The following is a 15,111-nucleotide window of genomic DNA, read 5'->3' on the forward strand; positions in this document are numbered from 1 at the left end:
ACCTTAGTGCGATACTACAGCTTTAGTTTTGTAGGCACCCAAATCATCAATATACATCATGGTGTAGGGTGTATTTTTACTGACGGACTCTTTGCTCTCGACGAATGCGGAGGAAAAAGGAGCGACCATGACTGAGTCAACGAGCAGGTGTTTTTTATCGTGCTGGTCAATGTTGGCGAGTGTGAAAAAGTACGCGCTTTTATTGATCACGTTAAAACCTTTCGCGACCGCTTGCAGTTCGATTTTTTCGACGCTGCTGCTGGCTTTCTCTTTTAGTCCGCTCGGGCGATAGAACATTTTTATGCGAGACTTGATCGCCAGTTGCAGTGTGTTTGCACCCTGCAAATTTTCTGGAGTTGGCGGGATGTCCAGCACGTTTAAAAAGAAAACAGACTCCCGATCCGCAACCAGTGGGGCGCCGATTTTTGTAATTCGGAGCTGTTGACCGCTATCGCCGGATACTTTGACAACCGGCGGAGATAGCAGAAACGGAACATTCGCTGTTTCCGGCGTGGAGTTGATGTCGCCATCATCTATCCAGGCTTGTACCAAGGATGAGTCACTCCCATTATTGATGAGTTGAACTATCACATCTTTGTTTGCTTCTGGATAAACCACCCGAGTGCCATTGATGATAATGTTGGCCTGCGCAGACACCGAGCCAAGTAGTAACCCTGCTAAAACTAGTTGCTTTATCATGATGTTTTCCTGAACCAGGCCCATGGGATGGGCCTGGCACACGGGTTGTATTACAAGTAGGAAATGGTGTAGGTCAGGTTGGAGCTAAGGGCACCAACTTTGGCGGCGGCGGTGTTGGTTTTGTAGTAGTACGCATCAAGTACTAGTGTTTCAGGTGTTGTACCGGCTCCGCTGATGAGCGTGTTGAACGGCACGTTCAATTGGATCGGTGTGGTGGAACCTGGTTTCGCCAACGAGAAGCCGACGTTTTTGGCAACAGCAGCATCACTTTCGTTGACTGTGTTGTTCAGCAAGAACTTACCGTCTGTGGAAATGTTATCTGCGGACGAGAAATACATTTTCAATGGAGTGCCAGCAGTTCCTGCTGCTGGGGTGCAACCCGAGAAGGTCAGCGAGAACGATTTTTTGTTTTTGGTCAGCGGGCCAACAGTGGTGCCGGCGTCGTTAACAGAGATAGGCGACAGGGCAACGGTGAAGTCTGCACTTTTACCGCCGTTAATAGTGCAAGTAGTGTCGGTAATTGCGCCACTGAAGGAAATAACACCACCGGCGGCGTTGTCGGCAGCCATTACATTTGCAGAGGTCAGTGCGGCGGTCAGTGCTACCAGGGAGAAAGCGTGCTTGATCATAAAAATTCCATTGCTTGGTTAAGGTACGTATTAGGTTTTTACCTTGCAAGACCAGTGAATCTCTGCAGAGTAGAAACCAACTTCGACGAGCACTAACGTTGCGTAGTGGTTGTATGGTGCAGATCGAATTGGCAATAGTTTGTCTGGGGGGAATGAAGGTGTGTGTAGTCTCGTTCCTTCTGAATTGTAGGAAATTTCCTCGTGACGTTCGGACGCGAGCGGTCATTCCGTATTTCTTTCTGTGAGAAATTTCCTACGTTGTGGCGGGAGATTTCTAGGCGTTTGCACGGTGAAGGATAGCGATAATAAGGAATCCAACTAGATCGTACTAAAGCATCAAGATACGTGTTTGACCCGCGTGTAGTACGTCATGTTTAGAGGAAGGGAAAAGCACTCGAAAGTTAAGGAGTATAGAAAATTAAAGTTTTACCGTATTCCGGAGAGCTATTCATGCAAGTACTACCATTACGTGTTCTGGTCTTGAACGACAATTTTTTTCAACGAGCAATCTCCGTCAATATGTTGCGGCAATTGGGCTGTGAGTCGGTGTTCAGTGCTCTCTCGGCGCTGGATGCGCTACACACCCTGCAAAGCGTCGGGCCCGTAGATGTTGTGTTATGCGATCTACGTATGCACGGCCTCGATAGCCTCGATTTTTTACGGTGCTCGGCACAAAACGGATTAGTCAAGTCGGTCATTGTCAACAGTTCGCTTGCGGAGGACGTGCGCAGAGCCGCCACAAAACTGATCCCTTTATTAGGATTGAGAATGTTGGGGGAGCTGGGGCAGCCTCTGCAGTTTGATACGTTGAGCAGGTTGCTGAAAAACTACTTGAATCAGCCGGCTACCCCATCGGATTCCCCTAACATCGATTTGGTAGCTGATGAAGCGCAGGTCCGCCGTGCAATGGAATGCGCGCAGATGGAGACTTACTTTCAGCCCAAAATCAATCTGTTGAGCAGTGAGGTATCAGGTGTCGAGGCTCTGACGCGCTGGAACCACCCAACCGGTGGCGTTGTTTCACCGGTCGTTTTTATGCCGACTCTTGAGCGTTGCAACTTGATGGATGAGTTGTTTTTCGCCCAGTTTGATCAGGGGTTGCAGTTGCAGCGGCATTTTTTGATGCACGGAACCCCTTTGAACATTGCATTCAATCTGCAACCTTCACAGCTTTCCAATGCGGCTTTGGTCACAAGGATTAAAGCAACCCTGGCGAGTTTCAGGTTGCCTGGAGCCGGCGTCACTTTCGAACTGACCGAAACAGGCCTTGTGGAAGCTTCAGCTACCTGCATGGAAAATCTCGTGCGGCTGCGCATGATGGGATGCCGGCTATCCATTGATGATTTCGGCAGTGGTTTTTCGTCATTGCAACGTTTGTGTCAGTGGCCTTTCAACGAGATCAAGCTGGACGGTGAGTTTGTTCAGTCACTGGGTGATGGGCCTCGTTCCCGGGCTGTCATCAGCAGCACCATCGCGTTAGGAGAGTCCTTAGGTATGACGGTGGTGGCTGAGGGTATCGAAACCCAGGAACAACACCACCAATTAGTGGATCTTGGCTGCGTGCATGGTCAGGGCTACTTTTTTGCCAAACCGATGACGAAGCACGGCCTGGAAAGTTGGCTTCAATCGCGTTATCCAAATCCCGAGGAGCGAAGGTTGCGCTCGCTCACACCCCGATAACACGTTGGCATCAGTTTGTAGGCCTGCATCGCTGTCTGCATGCAGTTACTGCGTGCTTGCGCAATTTACAAGGATCAAGAATGCCGACCCCCTATTTACGAATTTTGGTTGTTGACGATCAACCTGCACAACGGTTGAGTATTGAGAAAATGCTGAATCAGCAGGGGTATCACCGAATCGCACCCGTGGAAACATTTGCGGAATTGTTGGCAATGGTTGAAAACGCCGTCGAGCCCTTTGACCTTTTGGTGATAAACAGTGCTTTGGGAGTAGATGTAACGTTTAGCCTGGATGATTTTTTTATGAACTGTCCGGCTATTCGTCATACGTTAGTTTATGACGGCCTCCCAGTTGACGACCTGGTGACAGTCCCGGCGCCGGGATCAAAAGTAATTAGTAAACTCACGCGAACACCTGATGAGCGGGCGATAAGAAGCCTTATGCGCACGATCGACCCACCAAAAGTTCAACCCACACGTAGTATTCGTTTGCGCAGGGTGCTTTGAACTCAGACCGTTATAGCGATTACCGAACAGGGCTCGTAGACATTTCCATTTCCGGCATCAAGCCGTCCATGCATCGCTGGACAAAACATCAGACTCGCAGTCGATTTCCAGTTTTAAGGGAACTATTGACTGTTGCACTTTGCTCTCGCCATCGCCCGCGAATGCTGTGAATGTACGGACGAAGCCGTTTGAATCGCCCCGGTTTTCCTAGAGAAAGCCGGGGGTTTGTGGTTTTTGCTGCATGAAAATCAGTGATATGGGAATAATGTGGCCACACGCGCAGTGTCTGCCGTGCATTGCATCCCATCAAGGAAGATTCCCATTGAAAGCAGCCCTAATCGCTCTGCTCCTTACCTGTGTTACTTCCACCGTTTTTGCCAGTAACCCTGTCGGCTTCCAAACCTCGACCCTGGCAGACCCAAACAAAGAACGCCCGCTGGAGATGGTGGTCTGGTATCCCGGCTCCACTACCGCCACGCCAAAGGTGATCGACGACAACCCGGTGTTTTTCAGTGCCCTGGCCGTGCGTGATGCGCCTGCGGCGGTGGGTGAGCATCCGTTGGTGGTGCTTTCCCACGGTTTCGGCGGCAGTTGGGGCAATCAGGAGTGGTTGGCCAGTGCGTTGGCCCAGCGGGGTTTTATCGTGGCGGCGGTCAATCATCCTGGCACTACCAGTAAGGACCGCAGCGCTCGTGCCGCCGCGCAGTTATGGCAGCGGCCGGTGGATATTCGCCGCGCTATCGACGCGGTGCTGGCGCAGCCAAACCAGTTTGGCGAGGTGCTGCCCGGTCGAATTGCAGTGGTGGGTCATTCGCTGGGTGGTTGGACGGCGCTGGAAGTCGCCGGTGCCCGTTTCGACCCTGAGCGTTTTGCCCAGGACTGCAAGGTTCACCGGCAGTTGGCCCCTTGCGCGGTCTACCAGCAGTTGAACCCCGCGCAGGCGCCGTTGGCAGAGGATTTGAGTGACAAGCGGGTCACTGCCATTGTTTCGCTGGACCTGGGCCTGTCGCGTGGGTTTACCGATCAAAGCCTGGCGGCGTTGCCGGTGCCGACGTTGGTGATTGCTGCGGGCGTGCCCTCAACAGAGCTTCCCGCTGAGTTGGAGTCTGCTGACTTGGCCAAGCGCCTGCCCCCGGCATCGACGCGCTATGTCGAAATCAGCGACGCCACTCATTTCAGTTTTATGGCCGTGTGCAAGCCGGGCGGGGAGGCGTTGATTGAAAAAAGCTCGCCAGGCGACGGCATGACCTGCCGCGATGGCGAAGGTGCCCGCCCGCGTGAGGTGATCCAGCAGCAGGTCACTTCCCTGCTTGTTGAATTTCTGGCTCGTTAAACAGGCTAGGCCAGCAAATCCTCATAAAACGCCCCATAAGCCTTGCTCGGGTGGGCAATCTGAATCTCCAGGATCCACAGCCCTTCATTGGGGTAATGTTCGAAATCCCCCAGGTCGCCGCCACGGTGGATGGCATGGGGGAAGTCGCTGACGCGGTGCCCCTTGATGCTTAGGTTCAGTTCCCAGCCCATGTCCCGGGCCTGTTCTTGGGCATAGCGATAGAGCTCAAGGCCGACGACTTTTTCGGTTTTCCAACGCAACTGCACCCGCTCGAACAGCGCTTTGGCTGCGCTGGCACAGGCGGCCATTTGTGGGTCGCTGCCGGTGGTGAAGGTGGCGCCGGCGTCGCCTTCATGGCCCTGCCACACTGCGCCCATGTCGATAAAGAAGATGTCGTCCTCGGCCAGTACCGGGTCGCCGTCGGAGCGTTGCTTGAAGGTCTTGAGGGTGTTGGCGCCAAATCGCACCAGCAGCGGGTGCCAGATGCGTTGCATGTCCAGATCGGCAAGCACCTGCTTGCCCAGTTCCCGGGCTTGGGATTCGAGCATGCCGGGGCGGATCTGCTGGGACAATTGTTCGATGGCGCGCCAGGTCATGGCTTGGGCGTGGCGCATGGAGTCGATGCTGTAGGCGGCGCCCACGGCTTCCTTCGAAGGTGCGTTCAACGGGGTATCCTCGATTTTTATTGGCTAATCGCTATATCTTTTACTATATAGCGAGCAGTAGTGATCGGGATACCCATGCATGCAACGAAGTCAGGCTACGAGCGCCTGGCCAGGCGCGTATACACCGCAATATTGATCAGCAGGACCAGGGCGCCCAGGCCCAGTTGGATCTGGGGTGTCAGGCCCGCCGGATAGATCAGGGCAATGATGTAGTGCTCGATAAAACCCGCGCCATAACCTTCTTGCCCGGCGAGGTGGCGCAGCAGGTTTTCCCAGCGGGTCAGGGGGCAGGGCAGGTGGAAGAACTCGACGGCCATGCCCCAGGCGGCGGCGGGCAGGTGCAGCCAGATGACTCGGCGCCAGCGCAGGGCGAGCAGGCCACCGAACAGCACAAACAGGATAAAACACAGGTGAAACAGCACCAGGCTGTCGGCGGCAATGCGCAAAAACATATCGGGTTCGCTTGAACGGATAGGGCGCCAGTCTAAGGGATAATGGGTTGCTTGCAGGCTGGCAGGGCCGTTATTGTGCTGAATCCTTTTAGTCCTTTGCCACGGATCTTTTGTGATGAGCGCATCGCGTACTGCTGTCGGCCCGATCAAGGCCGTGATTTTCGATATGGACGGGTTGTTGCTGGACACTGAAGGCATCTATACCCAAGTCACGCAGATCATTGCCGAACGCTATGGTCGTACCTACGACTGGGGCATCAAGCAGCACATCATCGGCCGTGGCGCCCAGGACCTGGCCGAGTATGTGGTCAAGGCGCTGGACTTGCCGATCACTCCCGAGGAGTTCCTGCGCATCCGTGAGCCGTTGATGAGCGAGCGTTTTCCCAAGGCGCTGGGCATGCCGGGCGCCGAGGCGTTGGTGCGGCATTTAAGTGCGCACAATATCCCCATAGCCGTGGGCACCAGTTCGTCGCGCAATTCGTTTGGCCACAAGACCACGCTGCACCGGGAGTGGTTTGGCCTGTTCGGCACCATCGTCACCGCCGACGACCCGGAAGTCGGCGCAGCCAAGCCTGCGCCAGACATCTTCCTCACCGCTGCCCGCCGCCTGGGCGTTGCGCCCGAGGATTGCCTGGTGTTTGAAGACTCACCGTTTGGCGTGACCGCAGCCAAGGCTGCGAACATGACGGCCATCGCCGTGCCTGATGAGGCCATGGCCGACAGCAAGTACGCTCATGCCGACCAGATCATCCGCAAACTCGCGGACTTCGACCTGGCGGCCTACGGCCTGCCACCGATGCGCTGAAAGCTATCGGCGCCTGCGTAGGCGCCGGCGGCCGGCGATGGCGCCCGATAGCACACTGCAATCAGGCGCTAAAGCCACCATCAATAGTCAAGCTGGCCCCGGTGATATAGCCCGCCTCCGGCCCTGCCAGGTAGGCAACAAAGCTGGCGATCTCTGCCACCTGCCCATAACGGCCCACCGCCATAAAGCCAATCAGGCTCTCGGCAAACTCACTGTTGGCCGGGTTCATATCGGTGTCCACCGGGCCCGGCTGCACGTTGTTGATGGTAATTCCCCGTGGCCCCAGGTCGCGCGCCAGGCCTTTGGTCAAGCCCACCAGCGCGGCCTTGCTCATGGCATACGGGCCGCCGCCGGCGAAGGGCATGCGCTCGGCGTTGGTACTGCCGATATTAATGATGCGACCCCCTTCGCCCATGTGCCGCGCCGCTTCCTGGGTGGCGATAAACACGCTGCGCACGTTGATGGCCAGGGTCTGGTCAAAGTCTTCCAGTTTGAACTCTTCCAGCGGGCCGACCGCCAGCACCCCGGCGTTGTTCACCAGGATGTCCAGGCGCCCGAACGCTTCGACCGTGGCGTTGACCGCATTGCGAATGGCCACGGCATCGGCGCTGTCGGCGTGAATCGCCAGGGCCTTGCCGCCATCGTTGATCACACTGTCCTGCAGGGCCTGGGCCTTGTCGGCAGAGCTGACGTAAGTAAAGGCAACGGCTGCACCTTGCGCGGCCAGGCGCTTGACGATGGCGGCGCCGATACCGCGGGAACCGCCCTGGATCAAGGCAACTTTGCCGCTGAGGTTTTGCGTGGTCATGTCGATCTCCAATTAGGCAAGGCGCGAATGCCTTGTGTTGTTGCCGAGTATCGACCTCGCGGGCATCCCTCGGTAGACCGTGATTGCTATAGTCTGTGTAAACCAAAAGTTTAGAGTGAGGTGGTATGGAGAGCTTCGGCAGTATCGAATGCTTCGTGCGCAGCGCCGAAGGCGGCAGCTTTGCCGAAGCGGCGCGGCACCTGAGCCTGACGCCGGCGGCCGTCGGCAAAAGCGTGGCCAAGCTTGAGGCGCGTTTAGGCGTGCGGCTGTTCCAGCGCAGCACCCGGCGGCTCACATTGACCGAAGCCGGCAAGTTGTTCCTGCAAGAGGTCAGCGCCAGCCTCACCACCATCCAGAATGCCGTGGCCAACCTGGCCAGCGCCGAAGGCCGGCCGGTGGGCACGCTCAAGGTGAGTATGGGCACGGTATTTGGCAACCGTTATGTGGTGCCGTTGCTGGCGGAGTTTTTGCGGCGCTTTCCCGATATCAGCCCTGATTGGCATTTTGATAATCGCCAGGTCGACCTGATCGGCCAGGGCTTCGACGCCGCCATCGGCGGCGGGTTCGAGCTACCCCAGGGCGTGGTCGCACGCAAGTTGACCCCGGCCCACCGGATTCTGGTGGCCTCGCCCGATTACCTGGCCAAGCGCCTGCCCGTGCGTGTTCCCGAAGACCTGGGCTTGTGCAATGGCATCCTGATTCGCTCGCCGCAAACCGGCCGCGTGCGCACTTGGCAACTGACCAACCGCGCCCGCGAACAGCGGCCCCTGATGCTCAAGCCACGCATGACCATGGGCGACTCCGAAGCCGCGTGCTGCGCCTGCACCCAAGGCCTGGGGATTGCCCTGGTCAGCATGCCGATGGCCGTGCCGTTCCTCGACAGTGGTGCCGTGGTGCGGGTGCTGCCCGACTGGTACGTCGATGACGGCAACATCTCCCTGTACTACGCCGAGCACAAACTGCTGCCGGGCAAGACCCGAGTGTTCGTCGACTTCATCCTCGAGCAGTTTGCCCAGCAGCAGTTGGCGCAGCGGTTCAGCGCGGTATAGCACTCACTGCTGAACTCGCTGCCCGCTAGTGTTCTAAGCTGATACGGGCCAATGGGGCTTGCGACTGTCGAGACCGATCATGTCCATATCACGCGCTTTACTCGTATTTACCAGCCTGGCGTTGATTGCAGGCTCCCCGGCGCTGCTGGCCGATCCCGGCAATGGCAATGGCAATGGCAACGGCAAGGACAAAGGCAGTGCCCATGGCAATAAGGGTGGCGGCCAGGGTAATCAGGGCCAGGGTGGTGGCAAGAAGGGTGCAGGCGCCCATTACAGCGGCCCGCAAATTGATATCGGGGGTGTGCGGGTAATCCTTGGTGACAACCGCGACTACTGGCGCGGTGGTTCGTCCCTGCCGCCAGGCATCCAGAAAAACCTGGCCCGTGGCAAACCCCTGCCACCGGGAATCGCCAAGAAACTCGATGGACGCCTGTTGGGGCGCCTGCCCCATTACGACGGCTACGAATGGCAACAGGCTGGCACCGACCTGATCCTGGTGACGATTGCCACCGGGATCATTTATGAAGTGCTCAATGACGTCTTGAACTGATCGAGATCGGCGATTCAGCGTGCGAACCTGCCAGGCCAGCCGATGATGGTCTTTGGCCGGGGTGTTCCATAGGTGCGCACCTTCGACGTCGACAACCCCAGCCTCACCAAGGATTCGGCCAGGGTTACCGCTGCAGTCACGCCATCGACCACCGGCACGCCGGTGCGCTGGCGGATCTGCTCATCGAGCCCGGCCATGCCGCCGCAACCCAGGCAGATCACCTCGGCCTTGTCTTCGCTGATGGCCAGCTCGGCCTGGCGCACGATGGCCTCCATGGCCCGCAGTGGGTGTTCCTCCAGTTCCAGCACCGCCATACCGCTGGCGCGCACCGAGGCACAGCGCTCAAACAGCCCGGAAAGCTTGAGCCGGTCTTCGATCAGCGGCACTGTGCGGTCCAGCGTGGTGACCACCGAGTAAGCATGGCCAAGGAACATCGCGGTGCTGGCGGCGGCATCGGTGATATCCACCACCGGCACGTTCAACAGTTCCTGCAGGCCTTCGCGGCCATGTTCGCCATAGCCGGCCTGGATGACCGCATCGAATGGCTGGTCGTAGGCCATCACCCGGTCCATCACCGCGATGGCTGCCAGGTAGCTTTCAAAATTGCCTTCCACCGACTCGGCGCCGAAAAACGGGGTCAGGCCGACAATTTCGGTGCCCGCTGCCGCAACGCTGCGCGCCTGTTGGGCGATGGCTTGGGTGATGGATTCGGTGGTGTTGACGTTGACGACGAGAATGCGCATGGAATGCTCCCTGATCAATGACTGACGTTGTCGACAGCGATGCTCTCGCCGCTGATATCGGCATAGAACGGCTGGCGCTTGGCGATCAGGCGATACAGCACCCCGGCAATCCCCGCGCCAAACAGCCAGGAGAACGGCGAGACACTGGCAAAACCCGGCAACAGCGCCAGCACAATGGCAATCACCGCAGCCGGGACAAACGCGGCGACCGCCCGCATGTTCACCCCGCGGCTGTAGTAATACGTCCCGTTGGGGTCCTCGCTGTACAGCTGCGGCACGTCGATCCGGCCCTTACGGATCAGCCAGTAATCCACCATGATCACGCCATACAGCGGGCCCAGCAGCGCACCCAGGCCGGAGAGGAAGTACACAATCACCAGCGGGCTGTTGTAGAGATTCCACGGCAGGATCAGCACCGCGAGGAACGCGCTGATCAGCCCCGCACGCCGGAAATTCAGATACTTGGGCGCCAGGTTGCTCAATACAAAGGCTGGGGCAACGAAGTTGGCCATGATGTTCACCGCCACGGTGACGATCAGGAATGCCAGGCAGCCCAGCACCAGGAAGAAGGTGTTGGGAATGGCCGCGATGATCTGGGTGGGGCTTTCGATCACCTGGCTATTGAGTTGGAACTGCCCGCCGCACAACAGGATGGTGATGATCGCGAACACCAGGATGTTCACCGGCAGGCCCCAGAAGTTGCCGACCTTGATGGTCTTGCGGCAGGGCGATGAGCGGGCGAAGTCGCAGAAGTTGAGGATCAGGGTGCCGTAGATCGCCAGCCACAAGGCGCCGCCGGCGAAGATATTGCGCCACATCTCGCCACCGCTCAGGGGCTCGCGGATTGACCAGGCGATAGTGCCGTTTGCCTGGAAATACATCCAGCCGGCCAGCGCCGCAACGGTCAGCAGGATCACCGGGCCGGCAAAGCCCTCGTAGCGCCGGACCATTTCCATGCCGTAGGCCAGGATCACCAGTTGCACGAACCAGATCATCACAAAACAGGCCCAGCCCAGGGTGGAGAGGCCGAGGATCGAGTTGTGGTCGTAGTCGGCGAACCCTGGATGAATCGCCACCAACAGCACGCGGAACACCACTGATGCGAGGTAGGTTTGAATCCCGAACCAGGCGATCGCGATCACGGCCCGGATCAGCGCAGGTATTTGCGCGCCATAGATGCCAAAACTGATCCGGCTGATCACCGGGAATGGCACGCCGGTTTTCTGGCCCATGTAACCCGACAAGTTCATAAAGAAATACACCAGCGCCGCGCCGATCCCCAGGGACAGCAGAATCTGCCAGCCACCCAGGCCCAGAGCGTACAAGCCAATGGCGAATGAATAGTTGGCGATGTTGTGCACATCGTTGGTCCACAGGGCAAAAATGCTATAGCCACCCCAGCGCCGGCCTTCGGCCTTGGTGGGTGCCAGGTCCTTGTTGTGCAGGCGCGGGCTGAGTACCAGTGGCCCGAGGTTGGGGGCCGTGGGTATTGCTGTGGAGGAGGGCAGATCCAGTGCGAGAGTGTTGGGCAGAGTTGTACGCATTCCGGCAGGCTCCTGGCATCTGCAGCGAGCGCGTGGGTAAGGCGCGGCTAGCGTGCAGACACAAAGTGTATGAAGGTTGTTGTTGAAGTTGTATACAAAGACTTCAACTCCCTTAGCCACTTGTGTGCCAGGTTTTCATCTATAAAAAGTTAGGCTAATTTCGTTTTTGCAGGGTTTATTAATAATTAGCTGAATTTAAACAGTTATAAATTGACCGTTCGAACAGGTATTTATTTTTTTGCGGGATTGTGGGAATGGAGGATGTAGGAAGTAGGCAAAAACAGGGTGTAACTTTTCGGTGCGTAATTATTAAAGTGCACACAAAAATGGCACTGGTTGTAACGTTTGTGTGTACAGGTTTCATGGTCGATGGAAACAAATGTGGGAGCTGGCTTGCCTGTGATCGCATCATCCCGGTATTCAATTACACCGAGGTGATGCGATCACGGGCAAGCCAGCTCCCACACGAGCTTGTTGCGACATGCTTGGCAGGCCAGGCTTCAGGCCTTGCTGATGATATTTCCCGCGTGCAGCCCACATTCCTTCTGGGTTGCCTCTTCCCACCACCAGCGGCCTTCGCGCTCGTGCTGGTTCGGTAGCACCGGGCGGGTGCAGGGCTCGCAGCCGATGCTGATAAACCCGCGTTCGTGCAGGCTGTTGTAAGGCAGTTCGAGCATGCGGATATAACCCCAGATTTCTTCGCTGGTCATTTGTGCCAGGGGGTTGAACTTGTAGAGGGTGCGCTCGGGCGTGGAGAACGCGCTATCGACTTCCAGGGCCGCCACCTGGCTGCGAGTGCCGGGGCTCTGGTCGCGGCGCTGGCCGGTGGCCCAGGCGCGTACGCCGCTGAGCTTGCGGCGCAGCGGTTCGATCTTGCGTACGCCGCAGCATTCGCCATGGCCGTCTTTGTAGAAGCTGAACAGGCCCTTTTCCTTGACGAAGGGTTCCAGCTTGCTCTGGTCTGGCGAGATCAATTCGATATCGATCTTGTAGAAATCACGCACCTGCTCGATAAACCGGTAGGTCTCCGGGTGCAGGCGGCCCGTGTCGAGGCTGAAGACCTTGACGTTCTTGTTGAGTTTCCAGGCCATATCCACCAGCACCACGTCCTCGGCACCGCTGAAGGAAATCCACAGGTCATCGCCGAACTGGCTGAACGCCAGCTTGAGGATGTCCTGGGCGGACTTGTTGGCATAGGTCGCGGCGAGTTCAGCGACGTCGAAGGCTTGGTTCATCAGGACGGTTCCTACAGGTCAGTGGCGCTGAGCGCTCTATAGGAGTGGGATGTTAACAAAATCCGCCCTGCGTTGCGGCGGCCAGCGCGAATCGCTAGAGTTCGGCAGTCCTTTTGCTCGCTCAACTGAAAAAAATCCAAATGGGAGTGTCTTGTGGAAATTGCCTGTCTCGACCTGGAAGGGGTGCTGGTTCCGGAAATCTGGATCGCCTTCGCTGAAAAAACCGGTATTGAATCCTTGCGGGCCACCACCCGGGACATTCCCGACTACGACGTGCTGATGAAGCAGCGCCTGCGGATTCTCGACGAGCACGGCTTGAAGCTGTCGGATATCCAGGAAGTGATCGCCACCCTCAAGCCGCTGGAAGGTGCGATCGAGTTCGTCGATTGGCTGCGCGAGCGCTTCCAGGTGGTGATCCTGTCGGACACCTTCTATGAGTTTTCCCAGCCGTTGATGCGTCAACTGGGCTTTCCGACCCTGCTTTGCCACCGCCTGATTACCGATGAAAATGACCGGGTGGTGAGCTATCAATTGCGCCAGAAAGACCCCAAGCGCCAGTCGGTGCTGGCCTTCAAGACCCTGTACTACCGGGTCATCGCTGCGGGCGATTCCTACAACGACACCACCATGCTCGGTGAAGCGGACCGTGGGATTCTGTTCCATGCACCGGAAAACGTGATCCGCGAGTTCCCGCAATTTCCGGCGGTGCATACCTTTGAGGACTTGAAGCGGGAGTTCATCAAGGCTTCGAATCGTTCGTTGAGCCTGTAAGTGATTTAGCGAGGCTGGATGCCTCATCGCCAGCAAGCCCACCTTCGACCGCGTTTATCCTTTGGGAACGCAGTCGAAGGTGGGCTTGCTTACCATGAGGTCCTCGAAAAAGGGCTGTGCTTCAACGGCGCAAGCGATAAAACGATAAGGGCAACAAGCCGTCGCGCCATGTGATCAGACGCTATCGTTGCGCTCCAGCACGGTCCACGGCGGTCGATTCAGGTGCTTTCCCTGGGATATGCGTTTACAGCCCTTCCAGCGTCTCCAGCAACACCCGCACCTTGGTCATCGATTCCTGGTACTCCTCTTGCCACTGGGAATCGGCGACGATCCCGCCGCCACCCCAGCAACAGACCTGGCCGTCCTTGACCAGCAGGCTGCGGATGGCGATGGAACTGTCCATCTCGCCGCGTACGTCAAGGTATAGCAGCGAGCCGCAGTACAGCCCGCGCCGGGTCGGTTCCAGTTCGTCGATGATCTGCATTGCACGGATCTTCGGTGCGCCGGTAATCGAGCCGCCGGGGAAGCTGCCGGCGATCAGGTCCAGGGCGTCTTTGTCGTCAGCCAACTCGCCCGTGACGCTGCTTACCAGGTGATGCACATTCGGGTAGCTTTCCAGGCTGAACAGCTCCGGCACCTTGACCGAGCCGGTGCGGCAGGTGCGCCCCAGGTCATTGCGCAACAGATCGACGATCATCAGGTTCTCTGCCCGATCCTTGGGGCTGGCCAGGAGTTCGGCGGCGTTGGCTGCATCCTCGTTGGGTGTTCGCCCTCGGGGGCGGGTGCCCTTGATCGGGCGGGTTTCCACCTGGCGCTGGCTGATCCGCACGAAGCGTTCCGGTGACAGGCTTACGACCGCGCCGTCATCCGGCAGGCTCTGGAAGCCCGAGAACGGCGTCGGGCAGGCGGCCCGCAAGGCGCAATAGGCGACCCAGGGATCGCCGTTGCACGCCGCGCGAAAGCGTTGGGCAAAGTTGACCTGGTAACAGTCACCCGCCTGGATATAGTCCTGGATCCGCGCCAGGGCCTGTTCATAGGCGGCGGCGCTCAGGTCTGGGGTCATTCGGCTGTGCAGCTTGAAGCTGGCCGGGGTGTGGGCGGCAGGGTGGCGGAACAGGTCCAGCAGCCTTTGCCGTTCGCTTTGCGGCAGTTTCGGGTGGAACACCAATTGGCTGGTGCGTGCCTGGTGGTCGCTGATCAACGCCCAGGAGTAGAGGCCAAAACGTGCGTCGGGCAGGCCGATGTCATCGATTGCCTGCTGCGGGAGTTGTTCCAGGTGGCGGCCAAAGTCGTAGCTCAGGTAGCCGATCAAGCCGCCGGCAAACGGTAGTTCATAAGGCGCGGGCAGGCTGGCGTCACCCAGCAGCGTCAGGTTTTCCCTCAGACGCTCCAGGAAATCGCTACCGCTTTCATCCGGCCACACCGCCAACGTTGCTTCCGGCCAGGCGCTGAGCAGGTCATAACGACCACGCTCGGCTGCCGGCCGGCCACTGTCCAGCAGCACGGCGCCAGGCGCATGGCGGATCGCCGCAAAATACTCGGCGGGGTTGGCGTGGTAGGGCAGCGGGTGTACGGAGCAGGTCGACATGCGGGGGTGTATCAGCCATGGGCGCGGGGGAGGGGATTGTAGTCCCCTGTAGGA

16 protein-coding genes are annotated in these 15,111 nt (G+C 58.0%); 7 read left to right on the forward strand and 9 right to left on the reverse strand.

Annotated elements, in window-relative coordinates:
- Nucleotides 1-3: 3 nt before the first annotated feature.
- Entirely contained in the window at nucleotides 4-723 is a 720-nt protein-coding gene (locus tag HBO19_RS14120) for a molecular chaperone (RefSeq protein WP_262380928.1), read from the reverse strand.
- Between the two features lie 26 nt (nucleotides 724-749).
- Nucleotides 750-1,328 carry a fimbrial protein gene (locus HBO19_RS14125; RefSeq protein ID WP_169954272.1) on the reverse strand — a complete coding sequence of 193 codons (579 nt, stop codon included), beginning with the start codon at nucleotides 1,326-1,328 and terminating at the stop codon, nucleotides 750-752.
- Nucleotides 1,329-1,778: 450 nt separating this feature from the next.
- Here HBO19_RS14125 and HBO19_RS14130 point away from each other — a divergent pair, with 450 nt between their 5' ends.
- From HBO19_RS14130 to HBO19_RS14140, 3 genes are all read left to right on the forward strand, one after another.
- The gene (locus HBO19_RS14130; protein WP_170057713.1) at nucleotides 1,779-3,008 is read left to right on the forward strand and encodes an EAL domain-containing response regulator; all 1,230 of its coding nucleotides are present in this window, start codon (nucleotides 1,779-1,781) and stop codon (nucleotides 3,006-3,008) included.
- 80 nt (nucleotides 3,009-3,088) lie between these two features.
- Complete coding sequence (locus HBO19_RS14135) at nucleotides 3,089-3,514, forward strand: response regulator (protein WP_170057714.1); 426 nt, start codon at nucleotides 3,089-3,091, stop codon at nucleotides 3,512-3,514.
- A 322-nt stretch (nucleotides 3,515-3,836) separates the two neighbouring features.
- Entirely contained in the window at nucleotides 3,837-4,847 is a 1,011-nt protein-coding gene (locus tag HBO19_RS14140; protein WP_170057715.1) for an alpha/beta fold hydrolase, read from the forward strand.
- Between the two features lie 5 nt (nucleotides 4,848-4,852).
- Here HBO19_RS14140 and HBO19_RS14145 read toward each other — a convergent pair whose 3' ends face one another.
- Together HBO19_RS14145 and HBO19_RS14150 are read right to left on the reverse strand one after the other, a co-directional pair.
- Complete coding sequence (locus tag HBO19_RS14145) at nucleotides 4,853-5,512, reverse strand: aminopeptidase P family protein (RefSeq protein ID WP_262386269.1); 660 nt, start codon at nucleotides 5,510-5,512, stop codon at nucleotides 4,853-4,855.
- A gap of 95 nt (nucleotides 5,513-5,607) precedes the next feature.
- Nucleotides 5,608-5,964 carry a DUF2784 domain-containing protein gene (locus tag HBO19_RS14150; RefSeq protein ID WP_170057716.1) on the reverse strand — a complete coding sequence of 119 codons (357 nt, stop codon included), beginning with the start codon at nucleotides 5,962-5,964 and terminating at the stop codon, nucleotides 5,608-5,610.
- Nucleotides 5,965-6,079: 115 nt separating this feature from the next.
- On the opposite strand from HBO19_RS14150, the gene HBO19_RS14155 reads away from it, so the two are divergent.
- Nucleotides 6,080-6,769 carry an HAD-IA family hydrolase gene (locus HBO19_RS14155; RefSeq protein WP_170043292.1) on the forward strand — a complete coding sequence of 230 codons (690 nt, stop codon included), beginning with the start codon at nucleotides 6,080-6,082 and terminating at the stop codon, nucleotides 6,767-6,769.
- Nucleotides 6,770-6,830: 61 nt separating this feature from the next.
- Here the strand turns inward: HBO19_RS14155 and HBO19_RS14160 are convergent, their stop codons facing one another.
- Nucleotides 6,831-7,577 carry a 3-oxoacyl-ACP reductase family protein gene (locus HBO19_RS14160; protein WP_170057717.1) on the reverse strand — a complete coding sequence of 249 codons (747 nt, stop codon included), beginning with the start codon at nucleotides 7,575-7,577 and terminating at the stop codon, nucleotides 6,831-6,833.
- Nucleotides 7,578-7,702: 125 nt separating this feature from the next.
- Here HBO19_RS14160 and HBO19_RS14165 point away from each other — a divergent pair, with 125 nt between their 5' ends.
- Both HBO19_RS14165 and HBO19_RS14170 read left to right on the forward strand, forming a co-directional pair.
- Nucleotides 7,703-8,626 (forward strand): LysR family transcriptional regulator, encoded by a 924-nt coding sequence (locus tag HBO19_RS14165; protein ID WP_169954265.1) that lies wholly within the window; start codon nucleotides 7,703-7,705, stop codon nucleotides 8,624-8,626.
- Between the two features lie 79 nt (nucleotides 8,627-8,705).
- Nucleotides 8,706-9,176, forward strand: a complete 471-nt coding sequence (locus HBO19_RS14170; protein WP_128592848.1) for an anti-virulence regulator CigR family protein — start codon at nucleotides 8,706-8,708, stop codon at nucleotides 9,174-9,176.
- A gap of 14 nt (nucleotides 9,177-9,190) precedes the next feature.
- Here HBO19_RS14170 and HBO19_RS14175 read toward each other — a convergent pair whose 3' ends face one another.
- From HBO19_RS14175 to HBO19_RS14185, 3 genes are all read right to left on the reverse strand, one after another.
- Nucleotides 9,191-9,919, reverse strand: a complete 729-nt coding sequence (locus tag HBO19_RS14175; protein WP_170043295.1) for an aspartate/glutamate racemase family protein — start codon at nucleotides 9,917-9,919, stop codon at nucleotides 9,191-9,193.
- Nucleotides 9,920-9,933: 14 nt separating this feature from the next.
- Entirely contained in the window at nucleotides 9,934-11,463 is a 1,530-nt protein-coding gene (locus HBO19_RS14180; RefSeq protein ID WP_170057718.1) for an NCS1 family nucleobase:cation symporter-1, read from the reverse strand.
- Between the two features lie 500 nt (nucleotides 11,464-11,963).
- A complete protein-coding gene (locus tag HBO19_RS14185; protein WP_057960355.1) occupies nucleotides 11,964-12,698 on the reverse strand; it encodes a phosphoadenylyl-sulfate reductase in 735 nt (244 codons plus the stop codon).
- Between the two features lie 153 nt (nucleotides 12,699-12,851).
- On the opposite strand from HBO19_RS14185, the gene thrH reads away from it, so the two are divergent.
- Entirely contained in the window at nucleotides 12,852-13,469 is a 618-nt protein-coding gene (thrH, locus tag HBO19_RS14190) for a bifunctional phosphoserine phosphatase/homoserine phosphotransferase ThrH (protein WP_029298307.1), read from the forward strand.
- 244 nt (nucleotides 13,470-13,713) lie between these two features.
- On the opposite strand, the gene pabB is transcribed toward thrH, so the two are convergent.
- Nucleotides 13,714-15,057 (reverse strand): aminodeoxychorismate synthase component I, encoded by a 1,344-nt coding sequence (pabB, locus tag HBO19_RS14195; RefSeq protein ID WP_169954260.1) that lies wholly within the window; start codon nucleotides 15,055-15,057, stop codon nucleotides 13,714-13,716.
- Nucleotides 15,058-15,111 lie beyond the last annotated feature (54 nt).

Source organism: Pseudomonas sp. WS 5021 (assembly GCF_012985535.1).
Classification (GTDB): Bacteria; Pseudomonadota; Gammaproteobacteria; order Pseudomonadales; family Pseudomonadaceae; genus Aquipseudomonas.

Coding starts and splice junctions, on each gene's coding strand:
- HBO19_RS14130 (WP_170057713.1), top strand. CDS start 1,779: ATGCAAGTACTACCATTACGTGTTCTGGTCTTGAACGACAATTTTTTT.
- HBO19_RS14180 (WP_170057718.1), bottom strand. CDS start 11,463: ATGCGTACAACTCTGCCCAACACTCTCGCACTGGATCTGCCCTCCTCC.
- HBO19_RS14160 (WP_170057717.1), bottom strand. CDS start 7,577: ATGACCACGCAAAACCTCAGCGGCAAAGTTGCCTTGATCCAGGGCGGT.
- HBO19_RS14150 (WP_170057716.1), bottom strand. CDS start 5,964: ATGTTTTTGCGCATTGCCGCCGACAGCCTGGTGCTGTTTCACCTGTGT.
- HBO19_RS14175 (WP_170043295.1), bottom strand. CDS start 9,919: ATGCGCATTCTCGTCGTCAACGTCAACACCACCGAATCCATCACCCAA.
- HBO19_RS14125 (WP_169954272.1), bottom strand. CDS start 1,328: ATGATCAAGCACGCTTTCTCCCTGGTAGCACTGACCGCCGCACTGACC.
- HBO19_RS14185 (WP_057960355.1), bottom strand. CDS start 12,698: ATGAACCAAGCCTTCGACGTCGCTGAACTCGCCGCGACCTATGCCAAC.
- HBO19_RS14155 (WP_170043292.1), top strand. CDS start 6,080: ATGAGCGCATCGCGTACTGCTGTCGGCCCGATCAAGGCCGTGATTTTC.
- HBO19_RS14170 (WP_128592848.1), top strand. CDS start 8,706: ATGTCCATATCACGCGCTTTACTCGTATTTACCAGCCTGGCGTTGATT.
- HBO19_RS14135 (WP_170057714.1), top strand. CDS start 3,089: ATGCCGACCCCCTATTTACGAATTTTGGTTGTTGACGATCAACCTGCA.
- HBO19_RS14165 (WP_169954265.1), top strand. CDS start 7,703: ATGGAGAGCTTCGGCAGTATCGAATGCTTCGTGCGCAGCGCCGAAGGC.
- pabB (WP_169954260.1), bottom strand. CDS start 15,057: ATGTCGACCTGCTCCGTACACCCGCTGCCCTACCACGCCAACCCCGCC.
- HBO19_RS14120 (WP_262380928.1), bottom strand. CDS start 723: ATGGGCCTGGTTCAGGAAAACATCATGATAAAGCAACTAGTTTTAGCA.